The following is a 21,495-nucleotide window of genomic DNA, read 5'->3' on the forward strand; positions in this document are numbered from 1 at the left end:
TCGAAAAGGAATCGGTTCCTGCTGTTGGCGCCTAGTGCCGGAGCGTGCGGTTGGCGGTTCGTTCCGGGCTCGTTCGTTTACGCCCCTAGCTCCGGAGCGGCGAGCTCGCGTATATGTTTTATTCTTGCTTCCGCCTCAACCGTTGAAGTGGAGCCAATCTGGACGACGGCGGATGAAGAAATCGCCAATATGCGTACATCACGGACAGAAAGAACCGGGGATTCGTGGATCGTTTGGCGGACAGTGATCGGCGGCGGTGAAAGCCAGCGCGGGATCGGTTTAGTGAAAATCGGGAATACTTGTTCTCCTTCTGCTCCGAAAAACAACTCATATTGACGCTGAACGGCCAAGGCGCGTGTACGGGCGGAAATCCGCTCGGAGTCGCCGATTTGCAGTACCGAACTGATGATGAGGGTTTCTGCGTGAAACGTTTGCACCACCGACGTCCGTTTCACGATTGTTCCCCTCGAGCCGGCACGAGCGGAACGAACGGGCCGATAATGAGCGACTCCGGCGGCGTGTCAAACGCCGAAGCCAAGTGAATCGTATCAGCATCGCCGATTAAAAACAGCGAGGCGCTCGTAACAGCCACGAGGCGGATTGCGCCGACGTGTACATCGCGGTTGATGACCGTATAGTTCATGTCTGTTCTCCTCCTGAAGGCAAATGTTTCAAAAACATATCGAGCGACTGTTCAATATCGGCTTTGACTTTCTGAAAAATTTCGTTTTCAGTTGCCTCATCGCGGTCGGCGGTCGGGATATAGCCACTGGCGGCTTTTTCCTGCAAATAAAAACGAATGCGCTCTTCCGTTTGCCGACCGATGTCTTGCAAAATAAATTGGCGGTACGGATCATCGAGGCGGCGGCCGTATCGCTGCTCAAGCTGCTTTAGCGTTTCCGGCGCTTCTTTGCCTAGGTACGCCGCCACCCTCTCCTGAATCGCTCGCATCAGCACGGGTTCCGGTTTGGGAACGACGGTTTTAACCGGCTCTACAGCCAAGTCCTCAATCGTCCCGCCGGCCCCGGGCGGTGCGATGCCGATGTTCAGCGTGCCTTCCAGCGTTTCGACTTTGAGCTGATCAAATTTATATTCGATTCGTTCGATCGAAGTGCGCGGCTGGGCTTCGATTTCTTGAAGCCGGGCTTCAAGGGTGCGAAGCCGGCGTTCCAACGCGCGCATCTTGTTCGTCTGCCATACTAAATAGCGGTGCAGCTGGGCGAAATAGTCATAGACACTCATCGGACGCCATCATCCTCTCCAAGTCCCCTCTTACTTCAATATATGGACGGCCTTTTGCCATCATCACTGTTTGTGTTGAATTTAGCGGGTGGCGGAATGGAGAGGAACGAGCGGAGCGGACGGCTGCACCGCTGTTCCTAGCGGCACGATGGCCTGCGGCGCCGGCTCGGAGAAGCCTCCCGTGTTGGCGAGCGTCGACAGCGCTTGGATGCTTCCGGCGCTGCCGATCTGCAAAACCGATGAATTGGTCACTGAGCCGATCCGCAGCTGGTGGATGCAAATGCTTTGACTGATGTAAAAACGCATCCCCTCTTCCTCCTTATACGTTTCCGACGACGTTTTCGTCAGCGACATCTGCGTCGTTCGTGTTCGTGTTGCTGTAATAGTTGTAAACGTGGAGCCCGTCGCCCGTATTGAACGAACCGGCACCGGCAAACGTTTTGGTCACGCTTTGCGGAGAAATGGCAAACACATCGCCGATATGGAACACGCCGCTGCTTCCAATGCTGTTCAGTTTCACGATCCCGACAAAAGCCGGCATGGGGGCATGCTCCTTTCACAGCGTCCTTATCCATAATGTATGGGCGCGCACCGAAAAACGTTCCCCTCAATTGTTTGCGGCATTGTTCGAGTCGGAGACGTCCGGATCGCCGGTATTGGTGAAACTAATAAATGTATTCGTCTGCATAAAATCTCCGTTGTTGCTTCCACCTGAACCTGTGTGGGCTTTCGCTGTGCTCTTGGGGGCAATTTGCAATACGTCCCCGAAGTTGACCGTTCCATCTCCGCTCACATGGGTAATTTTAATCGGTCCGCTGATAAATGAGGGCATAGCACTTTCCTCCTTCCGATGGCATCGCTATCGTATTGTATGTAAAGAAGGGAAATTCGGTTCAGCGCCGGGCAGGTGTCCAACGAGCCGGTATCATTGCGGCATATAATAAAAAAAGGGAAGGGACAGAAAGGAAGGGAAAGGCGATGCCAGCGATCGTCATCGGCGGGATTAAAGTGACCAACGTCAGCGGCAACGGCACCGTAAACATGGGAGATGTGCTGCAAATCGCTCCGAAAAGTACCGCGAAAACCAACTCCGGTGCCGGCGGCGGCAATACGGGTGACTTTTTGCAAACAAACACGTTTTGCAGCGTCACGAATACGGTAGATCCCGATGTGTTTGATGCCGGGGTGAAAGGAAACAACTAGACAGCTGCAACGATTCGTGACGGTTGGCTGTATACAGGGGATATGGCGACAGTCGATGAATACGGGCATATTGATATCGTCGACCGGAAAAAGGATATTATTATTAGCGGAGGAGAAAACATTTCCTCGATTGAAGTCGAAGGGGCGCTTTATGAACATCCGGCCGTGCTTGAAGCGGCCGTCATCGCCGTGCCGCATGAAAAATGGGGGGAAACGCCGCATGCGTTCGTCGTCGTTCGACCGGGGCATACGGTGAGCGAAGAAGAGTTGATCGCCTTTTCGCGGGAAAAGTTGGCCCATTTTAAAGCGATCACAGGTGTAACGTTTGTGGATGAGCTGCCGAAGACCGCGTCTGGAAAAATTCAAAAAGTGCATTTGCGCCGTCAATATTGGGATTCGATGGGAAAAACAGGGCGTTATGTCAACTGATGGCGTGACGTGCGCGGGCTGCTCTGACAACAGAGATCGAAGGCTGGCGAAATACGGTTGTTTCTTTTAAGCAATGAGGGGGAGCGTGTGGAAGACGATGGGCTTTTCGATTTGAGAAACGAGGTTGATAAGCGGCCTGCTTCCTAAATCACCAACCTTAGAGAAAACGGCAGGAGATCATGATAGGTGGCGGAGGGTTTGGCGGTGCAAGGGTGCCGACTGTTCCGTAATAGGGCGAAACGTTTGGCGATCACATGAGATTGCCCACTCAGTAAGCCGCCTCCTTCGGCATAGCGAAAAGATAGAAAGAAGGGATTTGGTGACACCTTTATCGGCAGAACGGATCGCGGCGGCTGACATCTTGCGCGGCTTTGCCTTGTTTGGCATTTTGCTTGTCAACATGCGCTATTTCTCGTCGCCGGCGTTATATGTGGAAGACGTCGGCGACGGCGCCCTCAACCGTGCGGTTGCCGCAGCGATTGATCTTTTGTTTGAAGCGAGCACCTACCCGCTGTTTGCCTTTTTATTCGGATTCGGCACGGTCGTCCTTTACCACCGATTGCGCGAGCGCGGGAAGCGGCCGCTTCCGATTTTGCTGCGCCGCTTCCTTCTTTTGTTGGCGTTCGGCGCCATTCATGCGTTCGGCCTATGGTTTGGCGACATTTTACTTCCGTACGCGTTTGTTGGGCTGATATTGCTGTTGTTCATGAACGTCCCTTCACGCTGGTGGCGGACGACAGCGCTCGTTAGTTTTTTCCTTTTTCACAGCTTCATGACCTTGTTGCTGGCCATAAGTATGGTGGCCGGTTGGATGGGGGCAGCCAATGACCGCGAGGCGGAGGCGTCCGTTGCTCTTCACCATTACCAAAGCGGAACGTTTCGCGATGTGTTTTGGCAACGATGGCACGATTGGTTGTATCTCAATAGCGATGGTGGGCTTCTATTTACGCTTTTGGCGGTATGGCCGTTTTGCCTTCTCGGCGCCTATGCCGCCAAAGAGCGCTGGCTTGAGGCCGGACGCTATCCGGCCGCGACGTTGCGCCGCTTCATGGTCGTGTCGCTATGCCTTGGTCTGACGTTAAAAACGATTCCGTATTGGGCTGGGGCCAACGCGTTGACGATGTATATCCAAGACAACGTTGGCGGCACGGTTTTGGCGGGGTTCTACGCCGCAGCCGCCGTGTTGGTTGGCGGGAAAGCCAATCGACGGCCGGCGTGGCGCTGGCTGCAAGACGCGGGAAGAATGTCGCTCACCCATTATCTTCTTCAGTCGCTCATCTGCACATCGTTGTTTTACAGCTACGGGCTTGGGTGGTATGGAAGGGTGGAGGAATGGCAAGGAGCGCTGCTGGCCGTTGGATTGTATGCACTGCAAGTGTGGGTGAGCCGCCCTTGGTTTCAGTCGTTTTATTTTGGACCCGCCGAATGGGTTTGGCGATGGGCGACGTACGGAAAACGGCCGCCGTTCCGCCGCCGGCCGAGCCAATAAAAAACCCGCCGTTATTGAACGGGCGGACAAGATTGCTTCGACTCACCGGTCTGGCGCAAATATTCATTGATCAACTGATCGAGTTGTTGGCTGCATTCGATCGTTTCCTTTGCCGTTAGTCCGTAGGTGAGCGCGAGCTCGATCATCTGTTGCCGCTTTTCTTCAATGAGCAGGAGAACCATTTCCTTCACCATCAATTCGTTGGAATGTCGGTTAAGGCATGCCGTCGTAGACAAAAAACGTCCAGCGCGCACCGAAAAAGGTTGGTGAAAAATCGCTGTTTGCCTTGATCGATGCTGGAACGCGAACATAGAGGCTGAGGCACAAGTTTTTTCACTTGAGAACCGATTCGGAGAGGCGGTTGCGCCAGCCAATCATCAGCCTCCTAAAGTTGCGGACGGCGAGAGGGGAAGTTAAACATTATTATACATAGAACGACGAAAAAAGAAAGAGATTCGAGAAAATAAGTGATAAATTTCCTAATTTAGACAAAATTCTACAAGAGACAGGAGTTTTGGCTTCGATGGCGAATAGGAGAACGTGGAAGCTTTGCTACAGGCAGAAACGGTCGAGGGCGCTGACCCGCGTTTTTGCTAGGGCAACGGAAGACGGATTATGGAAAGGAAGAAGGATATGAAGCTTGTCACAGCGGTTGTCAACGGAGAATCGTTTGTTGGAGCCGTGTCAGAAGGGGAAACGACGGTGATTCATTTGCGCGGTGCGGAGCGGGCCATGAGCGGAACGGAGACGATACCGGCTTCGATGTTGGCTGCGATCGCGCAAGGAGAGCGATTTTTGGCGCGGGCGCAAGAGGTCGTTGATTGGGCGCTTCGCCAGCCGAAGCCCGACTACGTCTTTCACCTTGATGCCGTTCGTTTGTTGGCCCCGATTCCACGGCCGGCCAAAAACATTTTTTGCATTGGGAAAAACTACGCTGATCACGCCCTTGAGCTCGGCGGCTCCGCGATTCCCGAACATTTGATTGTGTTTACAAAACCGCCGACGACGGTGATTGGCCATGGTGAAACGATTTTGCGCCATGCCGATGTCACTGATGAAGTTGATTACGAAGGGGAGCTGGCGGTGGTCATTGGCAAACGGGGGCGAGCGATCCGCCGCGAGGAAGCGCTCGATTACGTATTTGGATACACGATCATCAATGATGTGACCGCCAGAGATTTGCAAGAGCGGCACCAACAGTATTTCCTCGGAAAAAGTTTGGATACGTTTTGTCCGATGGGGCCGTGGATTGTGCCTAAATCGCTGCTCCCACACGCGAACGACTTGCGGATTGAAACGCGGGTCAACGGCGAAGTGCGCCAGCAGGCGAGCACTACGCAACTCATTTTTTCGCTGGAAGCGATCATTGAGACGATTTCCAAAGGCATCACCCTTGAACCGGGCGACGTGATCGCCACAGGCACGCCGGCGGGAGTCGGAAAAGGGATGAATCCGCCGCGGTTTTTGCAACCGGGCGATGTCGTTGAGGTCACGGTTGAAGGAATCGGCACGCTGCGCAACCAAGTGGGCGAGTAACTTGCGCGTAGGCAGCCGACGGCGACCAAGCGCCGGCTGTGCTGCTGCCACGGCCGCAAAAAGCCGCCCCTTTCCAGTCGCCGCTCGCGGTTCGGGAAGCGGGAAACGACGCGTTCGGCTGTCATCGTGTTTGTCAATGATCCGCCGCCCATGCTATGATGGGGATGAACATGGAAACGTTGGAGGGATGGACATTGACGCATGCTCATATTACGAGCTGGCTGATCACGATCGTGCTGTTTCTCATCGCCGTATCGATGGTGCGGCGGGGAGCAGGCAAGGCGAAGGTTGTGCAAATGGTGTTGCGGCTGTTTTACCTTATTACGCTGGCGACAGGGTTGATGCTGTTGCATGGCATCACGACGATTTCACCGCTTTATTGGTTGAAGGCGCTCGCCGGACTGTGGGTGATTGGGGCGATGGAAATGGTATTAGCGGCAGAAAAAAAAGGAAAACGCACGGTGGCAGGATGGATGCAATGGATCGTTGCGCTCGTGGTCACGTTGTTTTTAGGGTTGATGCTGCCGCTCGGTTTTGACTTGTTTTAGGCGCAACAAAGGGGGTGTCCCAAAAGGCCGGGACGCCCTCTCTCATCGCCATAGACAAACAACGGCTCCTTCTCTGCCACACGATATGTTGCGTCTTTCTTGAAGGGAGATCGCTTTTTCGGTCAGCCGCTTTTTCGCCGCGCCGGGATCAACCGGCGGCTTCTGTTCACGGCGAGAAAGCCCGCTCCTGTCCGCCGGCGATCGCCAAACGATCCGCCGGCTGCAGCTTGGCTGCCCATGAAGATGAGGGAGAAGCGGCCTTTCCGCGCCGGAAAGGGGGAAAGGGAACGCTGCTTTTTATTTTCCTAATTTTCTGTGAAAAAATGTTGGCAAGCGGCCCTTTTCATCTTCGGGTGAAGGGCAGGTCGCGCTCTCCATGGAACTTTCCGTGAACATATTGAACTGACGCGAGATTTTCCTCCCCGGATGGAGGGCAAAACGTCTCCCATGGAACTTTCCGTGAACATGCCGAGCTGACGCGGATTTTCCTCCCCGGATGGAGGGCAAAACCTTGCTCGTGGATCTTTTCTGTAAAAATGCAGGACTGACGCGGATTTTCCTCCCCCGGGTGGAGGGCAAAACGTTGACCATGGATCTTTTCTGTCCGAATAACTGTGACGAAAAACGGCGGTTCTCAAGCGGTTTTTGTTCGAAGCGACCCGGCTGACTGCTCTGCCCGGCGCTTACGAGTCGACTATTTCAGAGAAATGGACGAGGGGGCGGTTTTTCATAATGAACGGTTGGGATGGTGGCCTTCTGGCGGTTGCTTGGTTGAGAAGCGTGGGGCATGAGAGGTGGGGCTGCTTGCTCGCCTGATTGTTCGATCGGCTTCACTCGGGCTTTTCCGGATGTCCAATGAAAGGGGGTCTGATCGTTGATGCGGTTTTTTGGCTGCCGCCGCGTAGAGGAGTTGCACGATTGGCTTAGGGAGCATCGCTTCTTAGCGGACGAGCCTCCGTTTGTACAAGTTGCTGGCCATGATGAAACGGACGTGCGCCGCGCGATTGAGGCGCTGGCTCACCATTGGCCGCAATCCGAAGTGATCGGGATGACTAGCCCGCTGGCTATGGTGGGGGACGCTTCACTCATGATCGGTGCCGCTTCACTGGCCGTTTCCAGCGTTTCCATGCTGGAGCTGCCGGCGAGTGAATTCGCCCGTCCCACAGAGCTGGCAGCGTTGGTGGCCGAGGCGATCCTTCGTGACGATACCGCTTGGCTGCTGCTGCTGACCGATCGCCGCGCGGATTTGCCTTCTTTGCTTCGCCATGTGCCGCTGGTGAATGAGCGGATGGTCATCGTTGGGTGCGCGCTGCCGGAACATAGCGTGCTAGTTTCGCGTGACGGCCGGTTGGAGGGCGGGGGAGTCGCTGTTTCGTTCAGTGGCCCGGCGCTTCGCAGCCACTGCTTTGCGCCGGTTTTGTGGGAGCCGGTTGGGTTGGCGTTCACCGTGACGAAAAGCCGCGGCCAGCGGCTTGTGGAGCTGGAGGGACAAAAGGCGTCGCTTTATTTGGAACGATACTTGGGAAAAGAGTTCATTGACCGTTTGCCGCTGTCGGGAGTGGAGTTCCCGTTTCTAGTGGAACGGAATGGGCAGGATGTTTGCCTGCCGATTGTGGCGGTTGATCAAGACGGGGCGGTTGTCGTGCGCGGCCGCGTCCGTGAAGGGGAAAAAGTGCGGTTTTCTTATGTGCATGCCCCGTCGCTGTACTGGAGTGGGCGCGATTTGGCTGGACAAGCCGCCAAGCAGCCAACCGGCGGAATGTGGCTGTATCATAGCGCGGCGCTGGGCGGGTATACGCGTTCCTTGTTTGACGGCATGGCGGCGGCTCTGCAGCCAGCGGCATTATTCCCCGCGGTGGAAGTGATCGTTAAAGACGCTTATGCTCCGGTGCGACCGGCCGTGTTTGCTGCGGTTTCGCTGTCGGAAACATCGGCAGTGGCAGACAGTGGGCTGCCAGCGCCGTTGCCAACGCCGCCTGATGGGGTGATGGCCTTGGCCCAGTTGATGGCCACCGCATCGCGTGATATGGAGCGCCTCCATGCCCGCCTGCAAATGTCGGAGCAACGGTATAAGTCGTTGTTTGAACATAATACAGATATTGTCTATTCGACCGATTTGCATGGGTATTTTACGAGCGTCAATCCAGCCTTTGAGCGCGTGCTGGGCTACCGGAAAGAGGAGATTTTGCATACGAACTCGCTGAAGTACATTCAACCGAGCGACATCCCGCGCGTCATCCGTTATTTTTATCGGGCGCTGCGCGGGATGGTGCAAACGTATCAGCTGGAAATCCCAACGAAAGCAGGGGAGCGCCTTCTTTTTCAAATCAAAAACATCCCGATCATCATCGATGGAAAAAAGGTCGGCATTTATGGGATCGGGCACAATATTACGGAGCAAAAAAAGGCGGAAGAAAAAATCGCCTATTTGGCGTATTACGATCCCGATACGAATTTGCCGAATCGGACGAAGTGGGAAGAGCTGCTGGCTGAGCAGCTTGAGAAAGCGAGGCGGAAGCAACGAAAAACAGCCGTTGCGTTGATCGACTTGGATCGGTTTAAATGGATCAACGACAGCATCGGCCATTACGCCGGTGATGGCGTTTTGCGCCAGCTTGTCGAGCGCATTCAACGCGTCTTGCCCGTCGGCGCCGCGCTTGGCCGGTTTCACGGCGACAAGTTTTGCTTGTTTTTTCCGCTCAAAACGGAAGAAGGGGCGATGGAAACGGCGCTCCGCGTTGTGCGGGAAGTCGCGAAGCCGACCGTGTATGGCGAAAAAGAATTTTTTATTACCGCGAGCATTGGGCTCGCTGTTTTTCCTGACGATGGAGCGGATGAGCAGGCGCTGTTGCGCCACGCGGACATCGCAGTCAATCGGGCCAAAAAGGTCGGCGGCAACCGGGTCGAGCGGTACAGTGCCCAAATGAATGAGGAGGCGCTGCATCGGCTCGAAATGGACAGCCATTTGCGCAAGGCGGTGGAAGAAAATGAACTGTTTCTTTGTTATCAGCCGATCGTGGACATACATACAGGGGCGGTGAAGGCGACGGAGGCGCTCGTTCGCTGGCGTCATCCGAAACTCGGTCTCGTGCGTCCGGATGAGTTTATCCCGCTGGCCGAGGAAACCGGGGTCATTCATGAAATCGGCCGCTGGGTGTTGCGGACGGCGTGCCTGCAAACGAAACGATGGCAGAAGATGACAGGCAACGATGATCTAGCGGTGTTTGTCAATGTCTCCGCCGTCCAGTTTCAGCACGAACGGTTTGTCGGCGATGTGAAACAGGCGCTCAGACAGTCGCAGCTGCCGCCGTCTTGCCTGCATCTTGAACTGACCGAACATTCGATGTTGCGCCATCTCCCCAGCACGCTGCGAACTATGGATGAACTGAGGCGGCTAGGGGTTGGGATCGCTGTCGACGATTTTGGCAGCGGATATTCGTCGTTTCATTATTTAAAACAGCTGCCGGCCACCATTTTGAAAATCGACCGGGCGTTTATTGAGCACTTGCATACGAACGCGTCGGATGAGGCGATTGTCAAAGCGATGATCACGATGGGACGAGGGCTCGGGCTCGAGACGATCGCGGAAGGGGTGGAAACGGTCGAACAGCTCGATCGGCTCCGCGATTTGCAATGCACGTATGCGCAAGGGTACGCGCTATGCCCGCCGCTGATGGCGGAAGAGGCGACTCCGTATGTGGCCGGAGTTCGGAAATAAATCGTCTAGCGGTCATGCTGCCGCCCAAACGGCCGAAGCCCGCTCATCGGGCAAAGCGGCGCAACGGAAGGTTTCGCACGCTCCCAAGGCGGGCTGCCGGTCAGCCCATCTGGGCGCAAATGGCCCGCTTTCCGCTGTTGAAGGTGATTTCAAAGCGGTCGCTCGCCCGTTTTCCGCGCTCATAATAATGGTGGACGCTGCCGATTTGCTCGCTGTTATCATAAATGATAAAGTTCACACCGATAGGGCGGGCGAACAGCAAGCCATTATAGCAATACAAACAATCGTAAAGAGAAAAACCTAGGCCGTTCAGCCAATGAACGAACTGGAAAAAGGATGGGTCAGATAGGGAAAGAAGCCACTGTTGATACGCATAGGTCAATGGCTTGCGAAAACGGAGGCGATCGCCATGGCGAACAGGAAAAACGCCAAGATCGGTGGCGACGGCGCCGTTTTCCTGCCATTGGCCGGATAACCAATGCCCGCCGCGGAACAGTTCGATCCCTTGTTCCGCGACTTCCTCCACTAAAGACGCTTCGTCGGATTCGTCATCAAAAAAGATCCATTCGTCATTGACCAACTCGGCAGTTCCATGCACATAAGCCCGCGGTTGTTCAGCAATCGATTGCAGTCGTTCTTGGATCGTCACGGCGTTTCCTCCTCCTTGTGTTCGTTTTTTCCATTTTTTTGTTTGTTTATTCGTGCGGTGGCCATGATTGGACAATTCAACGAACGAAAAGACGCTGCATAAAATGAAACCATGCCGATGGAAAATGGGCGGTCGTGTCGTCAAAACAGGCGATCGCTGACCAATGCCGTGAAAAACGAGACGGGAAAGGAAATGGAGAAGGCGGAGAACGCCTGTTTGCCATTTTCGATCAGGAAAGGATTGATTCATATGTGTGGCATCACTGGCTGGGTCCATTTCGGCCGCGATTTGCGCCGCGAGCAGGCGGTCATTGCTCACATGACCGAGACGCTGGCTCAGCGCGGACCGGACGATACCAACATTTGGCTGGATGTTCATGTCGCCTTTGGCCACAAGCGGCTCGTCGTCGTAGATCCGGCGGGCGGCAAGCAGCCGATGGCCCGGCACCAACGTGGGCACCGGTATACGATCGTCTATAACGGCGAGCTGTATAATACAGAAGAGATTCGCAGAGAACTGCTGGGCAAAGGCTATACGTTTGAAGGCCATTCCGATACCGAAGTGCTGCTTGCTGCCTATATGGAATGGAAAGAGCAATGCGTCGACTGGCTCAACGGCATTTTTGCCTTCGCCGTTTGGGATGAGGAGCGCGAGCAGCTGTTTATGGCGCGCGATCGACTCGGCGTCAAGCCGCTGTTTTATCGCCAAGCAGATGGGGGGCTGCTGTTTGGATCGGAAATCAAGGCGATTTTGGCCCATCCGGAAGTAAAAGCGGAAATCAACGGCGAAGGGCTGGCGGAAGTATTCGGTCTCGGGCCGTCGCGGACGCCGGGGCACGGGGTGTTTTGCGGCATTCAAGAACTGCGTCCGGCGCACGCGCTCACGTTCTCTCGCTCCGGGCTTCGCCGTTGGCGGTATTGGAACGTCGAAAGCGACATCCACCGCGATTCGTTTGCCGAAACGGTGGAGAAACTTCGTTTTTTATTGACCGATGCGGTCAAGCGCCAATTGGTTTCCGATGTGCCGGTATGCACGTTTTTATCAGGCGGTGTCGACTCGAGCGCCATTACGGCCATCGCGGCGACGGCGTTTGCTGCCGATGGCCGGGGGCCGCTGCATACGTACTCGATTGATTACGAAGGAAACGATCGCTATTTCCAAGCAAACGATTTTCAGCCCAATACGGATGCGCCGTTTATTGAACAAGTATCAAGCCAATTTCAAACGATTCATCATCGTTGTGTGATCACTCAAGACGAACTGTTCAGCCATTTGCGGGATGCCGTCATCGTCCGCGATGTTCCCGGCATGGCGGATATCGATTCGTCGCTTCTCTGGTTTTGCAAGCAAATTCGTGAGCAATTTGTCGTCAGTTTGTCTGGGGAATGTGCCGATGAAATTTTCGGCGGCTATCCGTGGTTTCACCGCCCGGATGATTTAGCGCGCAAAGGATTCCCGTGGATGCGATCGATTGAGGCGCGCATCGGCCTGTTAAAAGAGGAATGGCGGCAAAAGCTTCGGCTCGACGATTACGTGCAAATGCGCTATGAAGAAACGATGGCCGAGGTGCCGCGCCTTGAGGGGGAGAGCGCTGAAGATGCCAAACGGCGCGAGTTGTTTTACTTAAATATGATTTGGTTTATGACGACGCTTCTTGACCGAAAAGATCGAATGAGCATGGGAGCGAGCCTTGAGGTGCGCGTGCCGTTTGCCGATCATCGGCTCGTTGAATATGTCTGGAACATCCCGTGGGAGATGAAAATGTATGGCGGCCGGGAAAAGGGCATTTTGCGCAAGGCGCTCGAAGGGCTGTTGCCCACGGAGGTGCTCTACCGGAAGAAAAGCCCGTATCCGAAAACGCATCATCCCTACTATACGAAACTCGTCAAACAATGGCTGGAGCAGCTGCTCCGCGATCGCTCTTCCGTTTTGCATGAGCTGTTCGACCGAGAAAAATTGACTGCGCTCATTGAATCGGAAGGGAAATCGTTTCAAGTGCCATGGTTCGGCCAGCTGATGACCGGCCCGCAGCTGCTCGCTTACCTTGGCCAAGTGCATGTTTGGTTTGAACATTACGGCATTGTGATTACAGAATGACTGTTGCTTGTTTAGGTTAGACGAGAGCTTGCGGACCGAAAAATATCATTAGCATTAAAGAATAGCGGCTGCGCGTGCAAGGAGGGCGTCAGACTCGGCGCCCTTTGATTTTTTCACTATGGCAATCGTTTCGTTTTCTTTATCTCGGGGGAATCTTCTCGGTAAAACGGCTACTTCTCCACGGCATAGAGCGCAAACCCATACGCCGGCAACGAGACGGAAAGGCCATCCGCTTCGGCCGCCCACCGTTCGCCGGTGAGCAGGTTGACTAACCGTTTCTTTTTCGCGTTGAACGGGAGTGGAATGTCGGCTGCCTGGTTGCTGCGGTTGATGATAATGACAACGGTTTCGTCCCCGTCTGTTTTTTCATAAACCAACTGATTCGTTTGCTCATCGGCATGCAAAACGGCGATATGGCCCCGACGCAAGGCCCGGTATTGGCGGCGGAGCGCAATCAGTTGTTTGACGTGCTCATACAGGCCGCGATGCTGCTTGTCATCGTCCCAGATCATGCATTTTCGGCACCCGGGATCATTTCCGCCCGTCATGCCGATTTCATCTCCGTAATAAATGCACGGTGAGCCGGTGAATGTCAGCTGGAACAGAAACAACAGCTTTGCCTTGCGGACATCCTCGCCGCAAACGGTGAGGATTCTCGGTGTATCATGGCTGCCAAGCAAGTTGAAAGCCGCCTCATTGACGGTGGACGGATACGAATGAAGCACGCGCATCAATCGCTCGGCGAACTCACGGGCGTTTATCTCTTCTTTGGCGAAAAAGCGAAGCGCCGCGTCTGCAACGGGATAATTCATCACGGCGTCAAACTGGTCGCCGCGCAGCCACGGCATCGCATCATGCCAAATTTCTCCGAGGATGTATACGTCCGGTTTTTGAGCTTTCACCGCGCGGCGAAATTCACGCCAAAACTCGTGGTCGATCTCATTGGCAACATCCAACCGCCAGCCATCAATATCGCATTCGCGAATCCAATATGTCGCGACATCAAGCAAGTAGCGTCTCACGTCCGGATGGGCGGTGTTGAGCTTCGGCATTTGCGGGACGAACGCGAACGTGTCGTAATTCGGCCGCGGCTCGCTTTGCAGCGGAAAGTCGCGAATGTGAAACCAATCTTTATACGGCGACGATTCCCCGTTTTTCAGCACATCTTGAAACGGGGCGAACTCGTAGCCGCAATGGTTGAATACGGCGTCAAGCATGACGCGGATGCCTTTTTCATGGCAGCGTTGAACGAGTGTTTTCAACGTTTCTTTGTCCCCAAAATGCGGATCGATCGCAAAATAATCGGCGGTATCGTATTTATGGTTGGACGGCGCGCGAAAAATCGGCGTCAAGTAAATGCCGGTCACACCAAGGTCAACAAGGTAATCGAGATGGTCGATAATCCCCTGCAAATCGCCGCCAAAAAAGCTGGTCGGCGTCGGATCTTCACTTCCCCACGGCCGTACTCCCTCGGGGTTGATGGCCGGGTTGCCGTTGGCGAATCGATCTGGAAAAATTTGATACCAGACGGTGTCTTTCACCCACTCGGGGGCATGGAACAAATCGACGTCATGGAGAAACGGAAAACAAAAGTAGTAAGCGGTGTCATCGGCAGGCGGCGTCAGATAAAACCCTTTTTCCGTATAGACGAGCGTCTCCTCCCCGGCGTGGAGCACAAATCCGTAGCGCAGCCGTCGGTATGGCGGCTGCACTTCCGCCAGCCAGTAGTCAAACCATTCATCGCTTCCTGTTTTTTTCATCGGCATCGTTTCGAATTGCCAAGCGCCGTTCCGCCATTCGTATGGGTCGCCGTGCAGCAGCTCCACCTTGTCGACATCCCCTTTTTTGGTCCGAAGCCGAAGATGAAGCGTTCGTTCGTCATAAGCATAAGCGAAGTTGTCCGTTGGACGATGGTAAACAGCCTCTTTGAACACGGGGCATCCTCCTTACAAAAGCAATCGTTTGCATCACTTCCTCTTTAAAAAAAGAGTAAAACAAGAAGAGAAGAAAAGTCAAATTTTATAGAAAAAGAGCTTGTAAAATAGAAAAAAGGCGATATAATAGAGATGAACGGTGCAATCGTTTTCATCGATAACGTCGTTGTTTGATTGTGCAAACGATTTCCTAATGGTTGCACTGTGGCCGTGTTCTCAAACTTTCTTGTTTAGGAGGGGGATTATGAGAAAAGCGTTGTCGTTGTTTCTCATGGCGGTGCTCTTTGTCGGTCTGCTTTCCGCCTGCGGGCCGAAGCGGGATGCGGAGCAGCCAAAACAGACCAACAATGGGACCGAAGAAGCGAAGAAACCGGAAAAGCTGGTCGTTTGGGTGAACGATGATGAAAAACAAAAACAAGCATTGAAGGATATTTTCCAAAAGTACACGGAAAAAACCGGAATCAAAATTGAAATGGTCGCCGTCAACATGCTTGACCAAACGAAAAAATTGGCGCTTGACGGCCCAGCCGGCAAAGGGCCGGACGTGTTCTACCAGCCGCATGACCGCATCGGCGACATTGTGCTGCAAGGGCTGGCCGATCCGGTTGACCTTGGCGATGCGAAAGGCGAGTACAGCGAGACCGCTGTCAATGCGGTGACGTATGACGGCCAAACGTACGGTGTGCCGGCGGTTGTGGAAACATACGGCGTGTTCTATAACAAAAATTTAGTGCCGGAAGCGCCGAAAACGATGGATGAGTTGATGAAGATCGCCAAAGAAAAAACGAATGCGGCGAAAGACCAATACGGCTTTTTAATGGAAGCGGCGAACTTCTACTTCGTTTATCCGTTCTTCGCCGGCTACGGCGGCTATGTGTTCAAAAATGAAAACGGCAAATACGATACGAGCGACATCGGTTTGGCCAACGACGGAGCCGTCAAGGGAGCAGAGCTCGTCCAATCGTGGTTTAAAAACGGCTACATCCCGAAAGAAATCACCGGCGATATTATGAACGGGCTGTTTACGAAAGGGAACGTAGCGGTCGCCATCACCGGTCCGTGGAACATTGCTTCGTACAAGGAAGCGTTAGGCGACAAGCTGGCGACGGCGCCGCTGCCGGTGCTCGACAACGGCGAACATCCGAAATCGTTTGTGGGTGTCAAAACATGGATGTTGTCCGCTTATTCGAAAAACAAAGCGTGGGCAGTCGATTTCATGAAATTCGTGACGAACGAAGAAAACTCGCTTCACTACTATGAAGTGGCCGGCGAAATGCCAGCAAACGAAAAAGCGTTGACGAACGAAAAAATCACGAACGACCCGCTGATCGCCGGCTTTGCTGAGCAAATCCAATACGGCGAACCGATGCCGAACGTGCCGGAAATGTCGCAAGTATGGGAGCCGATGGGCAACGCGCTGCAATTCATCGCGAAAGGCGATAACCCGAAAGCGGTGCTCAGCGAAGCGGTCAAAACGATTCAAGACAAAATCGCGGCCAGCGGTGCTGGAAAATAACACGTCATATGGCGGTGGATAGGATCATCCCTATCCACCGTTCTTATCCATCGATAGGAGGGAGTTCCGATGCCAGAAGCGAACGTCCGTCATCGGCCGGCGGTGGCGATGGCGCTGTCATTGCTGTTTGCCGGCCTTGGACAATTGTACAACCGCCGCTATATCAAAGGAATTTTGTTCCTCATCATCGAAGCGGCGTTCCTTATCACCTTTTATAACTTTTTGAATATCGGGCTGTGGGGGCTGGTGACCCTCGGCGAAATCCCGATGCTCGATCATTCGATTTTCTTGTTGATTCAAGGGCTTGTTTCCGTGATCATCATCGCTTTTGCCGTTGCGTTGCACGTTGCCAACGTCATTGACGCCCGCAACGACGCCCGCCGGCGGCAGCGCGGCGAGCCGTTTCCCTCGCTTGTTGAGTCGTGCCGGAACGCATGGGACCGAGGATTTCCGTACATTTTTGTCACGCCTGGGCTTGTCATGCTTTTGTTTGTCGTTGTGCTGCCGCTGCTGTTCATGGTGTCGCTCGCCTTTACGGACTACAACTTGTATCATTCACCGCCGCGGCATTTGTTGAATTGGGTCGGATTTGACAACTTCAAAAACTTAGTCTCCATTCCGATTTGGAAAAGCACGTTTTTCAGCGTCCTCGCGTGGACGATCGTCTGGACGGTCGTAGCGACGACGATGCAAATCGCGCTTGGGCTGTTTTTGGCGCTGCTCGTCAACGATCCGCGCATTAAGTTGAAACGATTCATCCGCACGGTGCTCATTTTGCCGTGGGCCGTGCCGGCGTTTGTCACGATTTTGGTGTTTGCCGCGATGTTTAACGATAAATTCGGGGCGATCAACCGTGAGGTGCTGAGTTTGTTTGGGTTGTCGGTTCCGTGGATGACCGACCCGTTTTGGACGAGAGTGGCGCTCATCTTGATTCAGACATGGCTTGGTTTCCCGTTTGTGTTTGCGTTATTTACCGGCGTTTTGCAAAGCATTTCCCGCGATTGGTACGAAGCGGCCGATATCGACGGGGCGACGCACTGGCAAAAGTTTAAATCGATCACCTTGCCGCATGTGCTGTACGCCACGGCTCCGCTGTTGATCATGCAATACGCGGGGAACTTCAATAACTTCAACATCATCTATTTGTTCAACCATGGCGGTCCGGCCGTGCGCGGGCAAAACGCCGGCGGAACGGACATTCTTATTTCGTGGGTGTACGATTTGACGTTTACGACGAACAACTACAATATGGCGGCTGCGATTTCGCTCATCATCGGCTTGATTGTGTGCGGGTTTGCTGTTTATCAGTTCCGGCGCACCCGTTCCTTTAAAGAGGAGGGGAACATTTAATGAAGCGCAAATGGAAATCGCATATCGAAGTCACGCTCATTTACTTGTTTATCGCGTTCATGTTTGTCGTCATCGCTTATCCGCTTCTTTGGACCATCAGCATGTCGCTCAATCCGGGTACAAGTTTGTACTCGGCATCGCTCATTCCAGAAAAATGGACGCTCGAGCATTACAAATGGCTGTTTACCAGCCCGCAAAGCGATTATTTGCTTTGGTATAAAAATAGCTTGTTTGTCGCGGCGGTGAACGCGGCGCTGTCCGTTTTCTTCACGGCGCTCATCGCTTATGCGTTTTCGCGTTACAAATTCGTCGGGCGGAAAACGGGGCTGTACTTGTTTTTAGTCTTGCAAATGTTCCCCTCGCTCATGGCGATGGTGGCGCTGTATATTTTGCTTGACATGCTCCATTTGCTCGATTCGCTCTGGGGGCTTATTCTCATTTATGTCGGCGGGCAAATCCCGTTTAACGCCTGGCTTGTGAAAGGCTATTTTGACACGATTCCGCGCGAATTGGACGAGGCGGCGCGCATCGATGGCGCCGGTCATTTCGGCGTCTTTTTCCGCATCATGCTCCCGTTAGCCAAGCCGATTTTGGCCGTTGTCGCCTTGTTTAACTTCATGGCGCCGTTTACCGACTTTTTGCTGCCGTCGATCGTCTTGCGCGATCCGGATAAATTTACGCTGGCGGTCGGATTGTTCAATTTCATCAGCGACCGGTTTGCCAACAACTTCACTCGCTTCGCCGCCGGCTCGATTTTGATTGCCGCTCCGATTGCCATCGTCTTTTTGTTCTTGCAGCGATATTTGATTTCTGGCTTAACAGCGGGTGGCACAAAAGGGTAAGAACCGCTATCATAAATAGTGGGCTTACCCGTTTCCACACAGCTAAACGGATAGAAAAGTTCCATGGGCAGCGCGATCTGCCCTCCACCCGGGGATGAAAATCCCGCGTCAGTTCGACATTTTCACAGTAAAGGGGGGAAACGGAAATGGGGAACCGTCTTGGTGTACTGTTCATCCTTCCGTTCCTTCTTTTTTATGCCATGCCGGCTGCGGCGGCGGAAAAAGAAGAACGGACGTGGCAAGACGAAGCGATTTATTTCATTATGGTCGACCGTTTCAACAATATGGATCCGACGAACGACCAAGACGTCAATGTCAACGACCCAAAAGGATATTTTGGCGGGGATTTAAAAGGAGTGACCGCGAAGCTCGATTACATCAAGGAAATGGGGTTTACCGCCATTTGGCTGACGCCAATTTTTGAAAACATGCCGGGCGGCTATCATGGGTATTGGATCAAAGATTTTTATCGCGTCGACCCGCATTTCGGCACGCTCGATGACTTGAAAACGCTGGTCAAAGAGGCGCACCGGCGCGACATGAAAGTCATTTTGGACTTTGTTGCCAACCATGTTGGCTACGACCATCCGTGGCTCCATGATCCGGCGAAAAAAGATTGGTTCCACCCGAAGAAAGAGATTTTTGACTGGAACAATCAAAAGCAAGTAGAAAACGGCTGGGTGTATGGGCTTCCCGATTTGGCGCAGGAAAACCCGGAAGTGAAAAAATACCTCATTGACGCCGCCAAATGGTGGATCAAAGAGACCGACATTGACGGCTACCGGCTCGATACGGTGCGGCATGTGCCGAAATCGTTTTGGCAAGAATTTTCTAAAGAAGTGAAGGCGGTGAAAAAAGACGTTTTCCTTCTCGGTGAAGTGTGGAGCGACGATCCGCGCTATATCGCCGATTACGGGAAGTACGGCATCGACGGGTTTGTCGATTACCCGCTGTATGGCGCGGTGAAGCAGTCGCTTGCGAGGCGCGATGCTTCGCTCCGCCCGCTCTACGATGTCTGGGAATACAACAAAACGTTTTACGACCGCCCGTATTGGCTCGGGACGTTTTTGGACAACCATGATAATGTCCGGTTTACGAAGCTAGCGATTGACAACCGCAACAACCCGATTTCGCGCATCAAACTGGCCATGACGTATTTGTTCACCGCCCCGGGCATCCCGATTATGTATTATGGAACGGAAATCGCGATGAACGGCGGCCCCGATCCGGACAACCGCCGGTTGATGGACTTCCGCGCCGACCCGGAAATCATCGATTACTTGAAAAAAATCGGCCCGCTCCGTCAGCAGCTGCCGTCGTTGCGGCGCGGCGATTTTACGCTCTTGTATGAAAAAGACGGCATGGCGGTGTTCAAGCGGCGCTATCGGGATGAAACCACTGTCATCGCCATCAACAATACGGGCAAAACGCAGCACGTTCATTTGACGAACGATCAGCTGCCGAAAAACAAAGAGCTGCGCGGCTTTTTATTGGACGATCTCGTCCGCGGCGATGAGGACGGCTACGATCTTGTATTGGACCGCGAAACGGCGGAAGTGTACAAACTGCGGGACAAAACGGGGATCAACATCCCGTTTATCGCCGCGCTAGTCGCGGTTTACGCGCTATTCATCTTGTTTTTATACATGGTGAAAAAACGAGCCAAACGGGCAGATGAATAAAGAAAGCCGCGATGCATTCACCTTTCTAGGAGGGGGGCGAAAAAACCCTAACCGACGTCAGGTGATTTGAAACTAAGAAGCGGATGCCGCATGGTTTTTCTATTTGAGAAATAAGTGGGGGAGGCAACACGCTTCTTCAATCACCAACTTTCGAGAGAGGAGGGAGTCTATGACCGTTACGATTAAAGATGTCGCCAAGCGGGCCAATGTCGCGCCGTCGACCGTATCGCGCGTCATCGCCGACAGCCCGCGCATCAGCGAGAAAACGAAGCAGCGGGTGCGCGAGGCGATGAAAGAGCTCGGCTACCATCCGAATTTTATCGCCCGCAGCCTCGCCAGCCAAGCGACGCAAGTGATCGGCATCGTCATGCCGAGCTCGGCGGACCAAGCGCTGCAAAACCCGTTTTTCCCGGAAGTGATCCGCGGCATCAGCAAAGCCGCCCATGAAAAGCGGTACGCCTTGCAAATGTCGACCGGGGAAAAAGAAAGCGACATTTACGAGCGGGTCGTCGAGATGCTGCAAGGGCGGCGCGTCGACGGCGTCATTTTGCTTTATTCAAGGCAAAACGACAAGCTGATGAAATACTTGCAAAAACATGACTTCCCATTCGTCGTCATCGGCAAGCCGCACCAAAAGGCGGAACAAGTGACCCATGTCGACAACGACAACGTGCAGGCGGGAAAAGACGCCACGACCTATTTAATCGCCCACGGCCATGAACGCATCGCCTTTGTCGGCGGCAATCCGCAATATTTGGTGACCATCGACCGCCAAACCGGATATGAAGAGGCGCTTCGTGAAGCGGGGCTGTCGTACCGGCCGGAATACGTCATTCATGAGGAGTTTTTGCAAGAAGGCGGCCAAGAGGCGATGAAAGAGCTGCTTTCTTTGCCCGAGCCGCCGACCGGGCTGGTGGTCGCCGACGATCTCATGGCACTCGGGATGCTGAAGACGCTTGATGAAATCGGCCTGCGCGTCCCCGAAGACGTGTCGATCGTCAGCTTTAACAACACCTTGCTCGCCGAAATGTCGCGCCCGCCGCTCACCTCGATCGACATCGGCATTTTCCAGCTCGGCTACGAAGCGGCGAAAAGTTTAATGGAAAAAATCGAAAACGAAGCCGAACCGATCAAACGCATCATCATCCCGCACCGGCTTGTCGAGCGGGGGTCGTGTGCAAGACGCTAGATCACGGAAGCGCTGTTGGGGAAAGGTGTCCGTCGCATAGACGGGCATCTTTTCCTATTTCTACATAGAGC

At 53.8% G+C, this 21,495-nt stretch carries 20 protein-coding genes and 1 pseudogene; 12 read left to right on the forward strand and 9 right to left on the reverse strand.

Features of this window, described 5'->3' with window-relative positions:
- Window positions 1-77: 77 nt before the first annotated feature.
- From ACTVIM_RS03450 to ACTVIM_RS03475, 6 genes are all read right to left on the reverse strand, one after another.
- Window positions 78-455 (reverse strand): spore germination protein GerPE, encoded by a 378-nt coding sequence (locus ACTVIM_RS03450; RefSeq protein WP_033019675.1) that lies wholly within the window; start codon window positions 453-455, stop codon window positions 78-80.
- The gene (locus ACTVIM_RS03455) at window positions 452-643 is read right to left on the reverse strand and encodes a hypothetical protein (protein ID WP_033019677.1); all 192 of its coding nucleotides are present in this window, start codon (window positions 641-643) and stop codon (window positions 452-454) included. Before ACTVIM_RS03455 ends, ACTVIM_RS03450 begins: the two co-directional genes overlap by 4 nt.
- A complete protein-coding gene (locus ACTVIM_RS03460; RefSeq protein WP_445613644.1) occupies window positions 640-1,242 on the reverse strand; it encodes a spore germination protein GerPC in 603 nt (200 codons plus the stop codon). The genes ACTVIM_RS03455 and ACTVIM_RS03460 overlap by 4 nt, the downstream gene beginning before the upstream one ends.
- 81 nt (window positions 1,243-1,323) lie before the next feature.
- Window positions 1,324-1,548 (reverse strand): spore germination protein GerPB, encoded by a 225-nt coding sequence (locus ACTVIM_RS03465; RefSeq protein ID WP_033019681.1) that lies wholly within the window; start codon window positions 1,546-1,548, stop codon window positions 1,324-1,326.
- Window positions 1,549-1,561: 13 nt separating this feature from the next.
- The gene (locus ACTVIM_RS03470; RefSeq protein WP_033011654.1) at window positions 1,562-1,783 is read right to left on the reverse strand and encodes a spore germination protein; all 222 of its coding nucleotides are present in this window, start codon (window positions 1,781-1,783) and stop codon (window positions 1,562-1,564) included.
- Window positions 1,784-1,849: 66 nt separating this feature from the next.
- A complete protein-coding gene (locus tag ACTVIM_RS03475; protein ID WP_033019684.1) occupies window positions 1,850-2,074 on the reverse strand; it encodes a spore germination protein in 225 nt (74 codons plus the stop codon).
- A gap of 146 nt (window positions 2,075-2,220) precedes the next feature.
- Here ACTVIM_RS03475 and ACTVIM_RS03480 point away from each other — a divergent pair, with 146 nt between their 5' ends.
- From ACTVIM_RS03480 to ACTVIM_RS03490, 3 genes and pseudogenes are all read left to right on the forward strand, one after another.
- Window positions 2,221-2,445 carry a spore germination protein gene (locus tag ACTVIM_RS03480; protein WP_033019685.1) on the forward strand — a complete coding sequence of 75 codons (225 nt, stop codon included), beginning with the start codon at window positions 2,221-2,223 and terminating at the stop codon, window positions 2,443-2,445.
- Window positions 2,446-2,874, forward strand: a pseudogene (locus ACTVIM_RS03485) (AMP-binding enzyme); the annotation flags it as partial.
- 319 nt (window positions 2,875-3,193) lie between these two features.
- Complete coding sequence (locus ACTVIM_RS03490; RefSeq protein ID WP_445613646.1) at window positions 3,194-4,363, forward strand: DUF418 domain-containing protein; 1,170 nt, start codon at window positions 3,194-3,196, stop codon at window positions 4,361-4,363.
- Window positions 4,364-4,374: 11 nt separating this feature from the next.
- Here the strand turns inward: ACTVIM_RS03490 and ACTVIM_RS03495 are convergent, their stop codons facing one another.
- Window positions 4,375-4,545 carry an aspartyl-phosphate phosphatase Spo0E family protein gene (locus tag ACTVIM_RS03495; protein ID WP_051985075.1) on the reverse strand — a complete coding sequence of 57 codons (171 nt, stop codon included), beginning with the start codon at window positions 4,543-4,545 and terminating at the stop codon, window positions 4,375-4,377.
- A gap of 451 nt (window positions 4,546-4,996) precedes the next feature.
- On the opposite strand from ACTVIM_RS03495, the gene ACTVIM_RS03500 reads away from it, so the two are divergent.
- From ACTVIM_RS03500 to ACTVIM_RS03510, 3 genes are all read left to right on the forward strand, one after another.
- Entirely contained in the window at window positions 4,997-5,899 is a 903-nt protein-coding gene (locus tag ACTVIM_RS03500) for a fumarylacetoacetate hydrolase family protein (RefSeq protein WP_033019690.1), read from the forward strand.
- Window positions 5,900-6,093: 194 nt separating this feature from the next.
- Window positions 6,094-6,447: a YisL family protein gene (locus ACTVIM_RS03505; protein ID WP_445614298.1), complete on the forward strand. Its 354-nt coding sequence runs from the start codon at window positions 6,094-6,096 to the stop codon at window positions 6,445-6,447.
- 877 nt (window positions 6,448-7,324) lie between these two features.
- Window positions 7,325-10,165, forward strand: coding sequence for an EAL domain-containing protein (locus tag ACTVIM_RS03510; RefSeq protein ID WP_445614299.1), 2,841 nt, complete (start codon window positions 7,325-7,327; stop codon window positions 10,163-10,165).
- Window positions 10,166-10,265: 100 nt separating this feature from the next.
- On the opposite strand, the gene ACTVIM_RS03515 is transcribed toward ACTVIM_RS03510, so the two are convergent.
- Complete coding sequence (locus ACTVIM_RS03515; protein WP_445613647.1) at window positions 10,266-10,814, reverse strand: DUF2777 domain-containing protein; 549 nt, start codon at window positions 10,812-10,814, stop codon at window positions 10,266-10,268.
- A gap of 249 nt (window positions 10,815-11,063) precedes the next feature.
- Here ACTVIM_RS03515 and asnB point away from each other — a divergent pair, with 249 nt between their 5' ends.
- Window positions 11,064-12,911: an asparagine synthase (glutamine-hydrolyzing) gene (gene asnB / locus ACTVIM_RS03520; protein WP_445613648.1), complete on the forward strand. Its 1,848-nt coding sequence runs from the start codon at window positions 11,064-11,066 to the stop codon at window positions 12,909-12,911.
- Window positions 12,912-13,081: 170 nt separating this feature from the next.
- Here asnB and ACTVIM_RS03525 read toward each other — a convergent pair whose 3' ends face one another.
- On the reverse strand, window positions 13,082-14,845 hold the full coding sequence (locus ACTVIM_RS03525) for an alpha-glycosidase (RefSeq protein WP_445613649.1): 1,764 nt from the start codon (window positions 14,843-14,845) through the stop codon (window positions 13,082-13,084).
- A 244-nt stretch (window positions 14,846-15,089) separates the two neighbouring features.
- Between ACTVIM_RS03525 and ACTVIM_RS03530 the strand changes: the two genes are divergently transcribed.
- The 5 genes from ACTVIM_RS03530 (at window position 15,090) to ACTVIM_RS03550 (ending at window position 21,424) form a co-directional block, all read left to right on the forward strand.
- The gene (locus ACTVIM_RS03530; protein ID WP_445613650.1) at window positions 15,090-16,361 is read left to right on the forward strand and encodes a sugar ABC transporter substrate-binding protein; all 1,272 of its coding nucleotides are present in this window, start codon (window positions 15,090-15,092) and stop codon (window positions 16,359-16,361) included.
- A 69-nt stretch (window positions 16,362-16,430) separates the two neighbouring features.
- Window positions 16,431-17,711 (forward strand): ABC transporter permease subunit, encoded by a 1,281-nt coding sequence (locus ACTVIM_RS03535; RefSeq protein WP_445613651.1) that lies wholly within the window; start codon window positions 16,431-16,433, stop codon window positions 17,709-17,711.
- The gene (locus tag ACTVIM_RS03540; protein WP_033019707.1) at window positions 17,711-18,553 is read left to right on the forward strand and encodes a sugar ABC transporter permease; all 843 of its coding nucleotides are present in this window, start codon (window positions 17,711-17,713) and stop codon (window positions 18,551-18,553) included. Before ACTVIM_RS03535 ends, ACTVIM_RS03540 begins: the two co-directional genes overlap by 1 nt.
- Window positions 18,554-18,699: 146 nt before the next feature.
- Window positions 18,700-20,235, forward strand: a complete 1,536-nt coding sequence (locus ACTVIM_RS03545) for an alpha-amylase family glycosyl hydrolase (protein ID WP_445613652.1) — start codon at window positions 18,700-18,702, stop codon at window positions 20,233-20,235.
- 169 nt (window positions 20,236-20,404) lie between these two features.
- Window positions 20,405-21,424, forward strand: coding sequence for a LacI family DNA-binding transcriptional regulator (locus tag ACTVIM_RS03550; RefSeq protein WP_445613653.1), 1,020 nt, complete (start codon window positions 20,405-20,407; stop codon window positions 21,422-21,424).
- Window positions 21,425-21,495: the final 71 nt, after the last annotated feature.

Source organism: Geobacillus sp. YF-1 (assembly GCF_052692335.1).

Excerpts from the sequence above, each read along its gene's own strand:
- ACTVIM_RS03455 (WP_033019677.1), bottom strand. The coding sequence starts at position 643 with ATGAACTATACGGTCATCAACCGCGATGTACACGTCGGCGCAATCCGC.
- ACTVIM_RS03460 (WP_445613644.1), bottom strand. The coding sequence starts at position 1,242 with ATGAGTGTCTATGACTATTTCGCCCAGCTGCACCGCTATTTAGTATGG.
- ACTVIM_RS03465 (WP_033019681.1), bottom strand. The coding sequence starts at position 1,548 with ATGCGTTTTTACATCAGTCAAAGCATTTGCATCCACCAGCTGCGGATC.
- ACTVIM_RS03470 (WP_033011654.1), bottom strand. The coding sequence starts at position 1,783 with ATGCCGGCTTTTGTCGGGATCGTGAAACTGAACAGCATTGGAAGCAGC.
- ACTVIM_RS03475 (WP_033019684.1), bottom strand. The coding sequence starts at position 2,074 with ATGCCCTCATTTATCAGCGGACCGATTAAAATTACCCATGTGAGCGGA.
- ACTVIM_RS03480 (WP_033019685.1), top strand. The coding sequence starts at position 2,221 with ATGCCAGCGATCGTCATCGGCGGGATTAAAGTGACCAACGTCAGCGGC.
- ACTVIM_RS03495 (WP_051985075.1), bottom strand. The coding sequence starts at position 4,545 with ATGGTTCTCCTGCTCATTGAAGAAAAGCGGCAACAGATGATCGAGCTC.
- ACTVIM_RS03500 (WP_033019690.1), top strand. The coding sequence starts at position 4,997 with ATGAAGCTTGTCACAGCGGTTGTCAACGGAGAATCGTTTGTTGGAGCC.
- ACTVIM_RS03510 (WP_445614299.1), top strand. The coding sequence starts at position 7,325 with ATGCGGTTTTTTGGCTGCCGCCGCGTAGAGGAGTTGCACGATTGGCTT.
- asnB (WP_445613648.1), top strand. The coding sequence starts at position 11,064 with ATGTGTGGCATCACTGGCTGGGTCCATTTCGGCCGCGATTTGCGCCGC.
- ACTVIM_RS03530 (WP_445613650.1), top strand. The coding sequence starts at position 15,090 with ATGAGAAAAGCGTTGTCGTTGTTTCTCATGGCGGTGCTCTTTGTCGGT.
- ACTVIM_RS03535 (WP_445613651.1), top strand. The coding sequence starts at position 16,431 with ATGCCAGAAGCGAACGTCCGTCATCGGCCGGCGGTGGCGATGGCGCTG.
- ACTVIM_RS03540 (WP_033019707.1), top strand. The coding sequence starts at position 17,711 with ATGAAGCGCAAATGGAAATCGCATATCGAAGTCACGCTCATTTACTTG.
- ACTVIM_RS03545 (WP_445613652.1), top strand. The coding sequence starts at position 18,700 with ATGGGGAACCGTCTTGGTGTACTGTTCATCCTTCCGTTCCTTCTTTTT.
- ACTVIM_RS03550 (WP_445613653.1), top strand. The coding sequence starts at position 20,405 with ATGACCGTTACGATTAAAGATGTCGCCAAGCGGGCCAATGTCGCGCCG.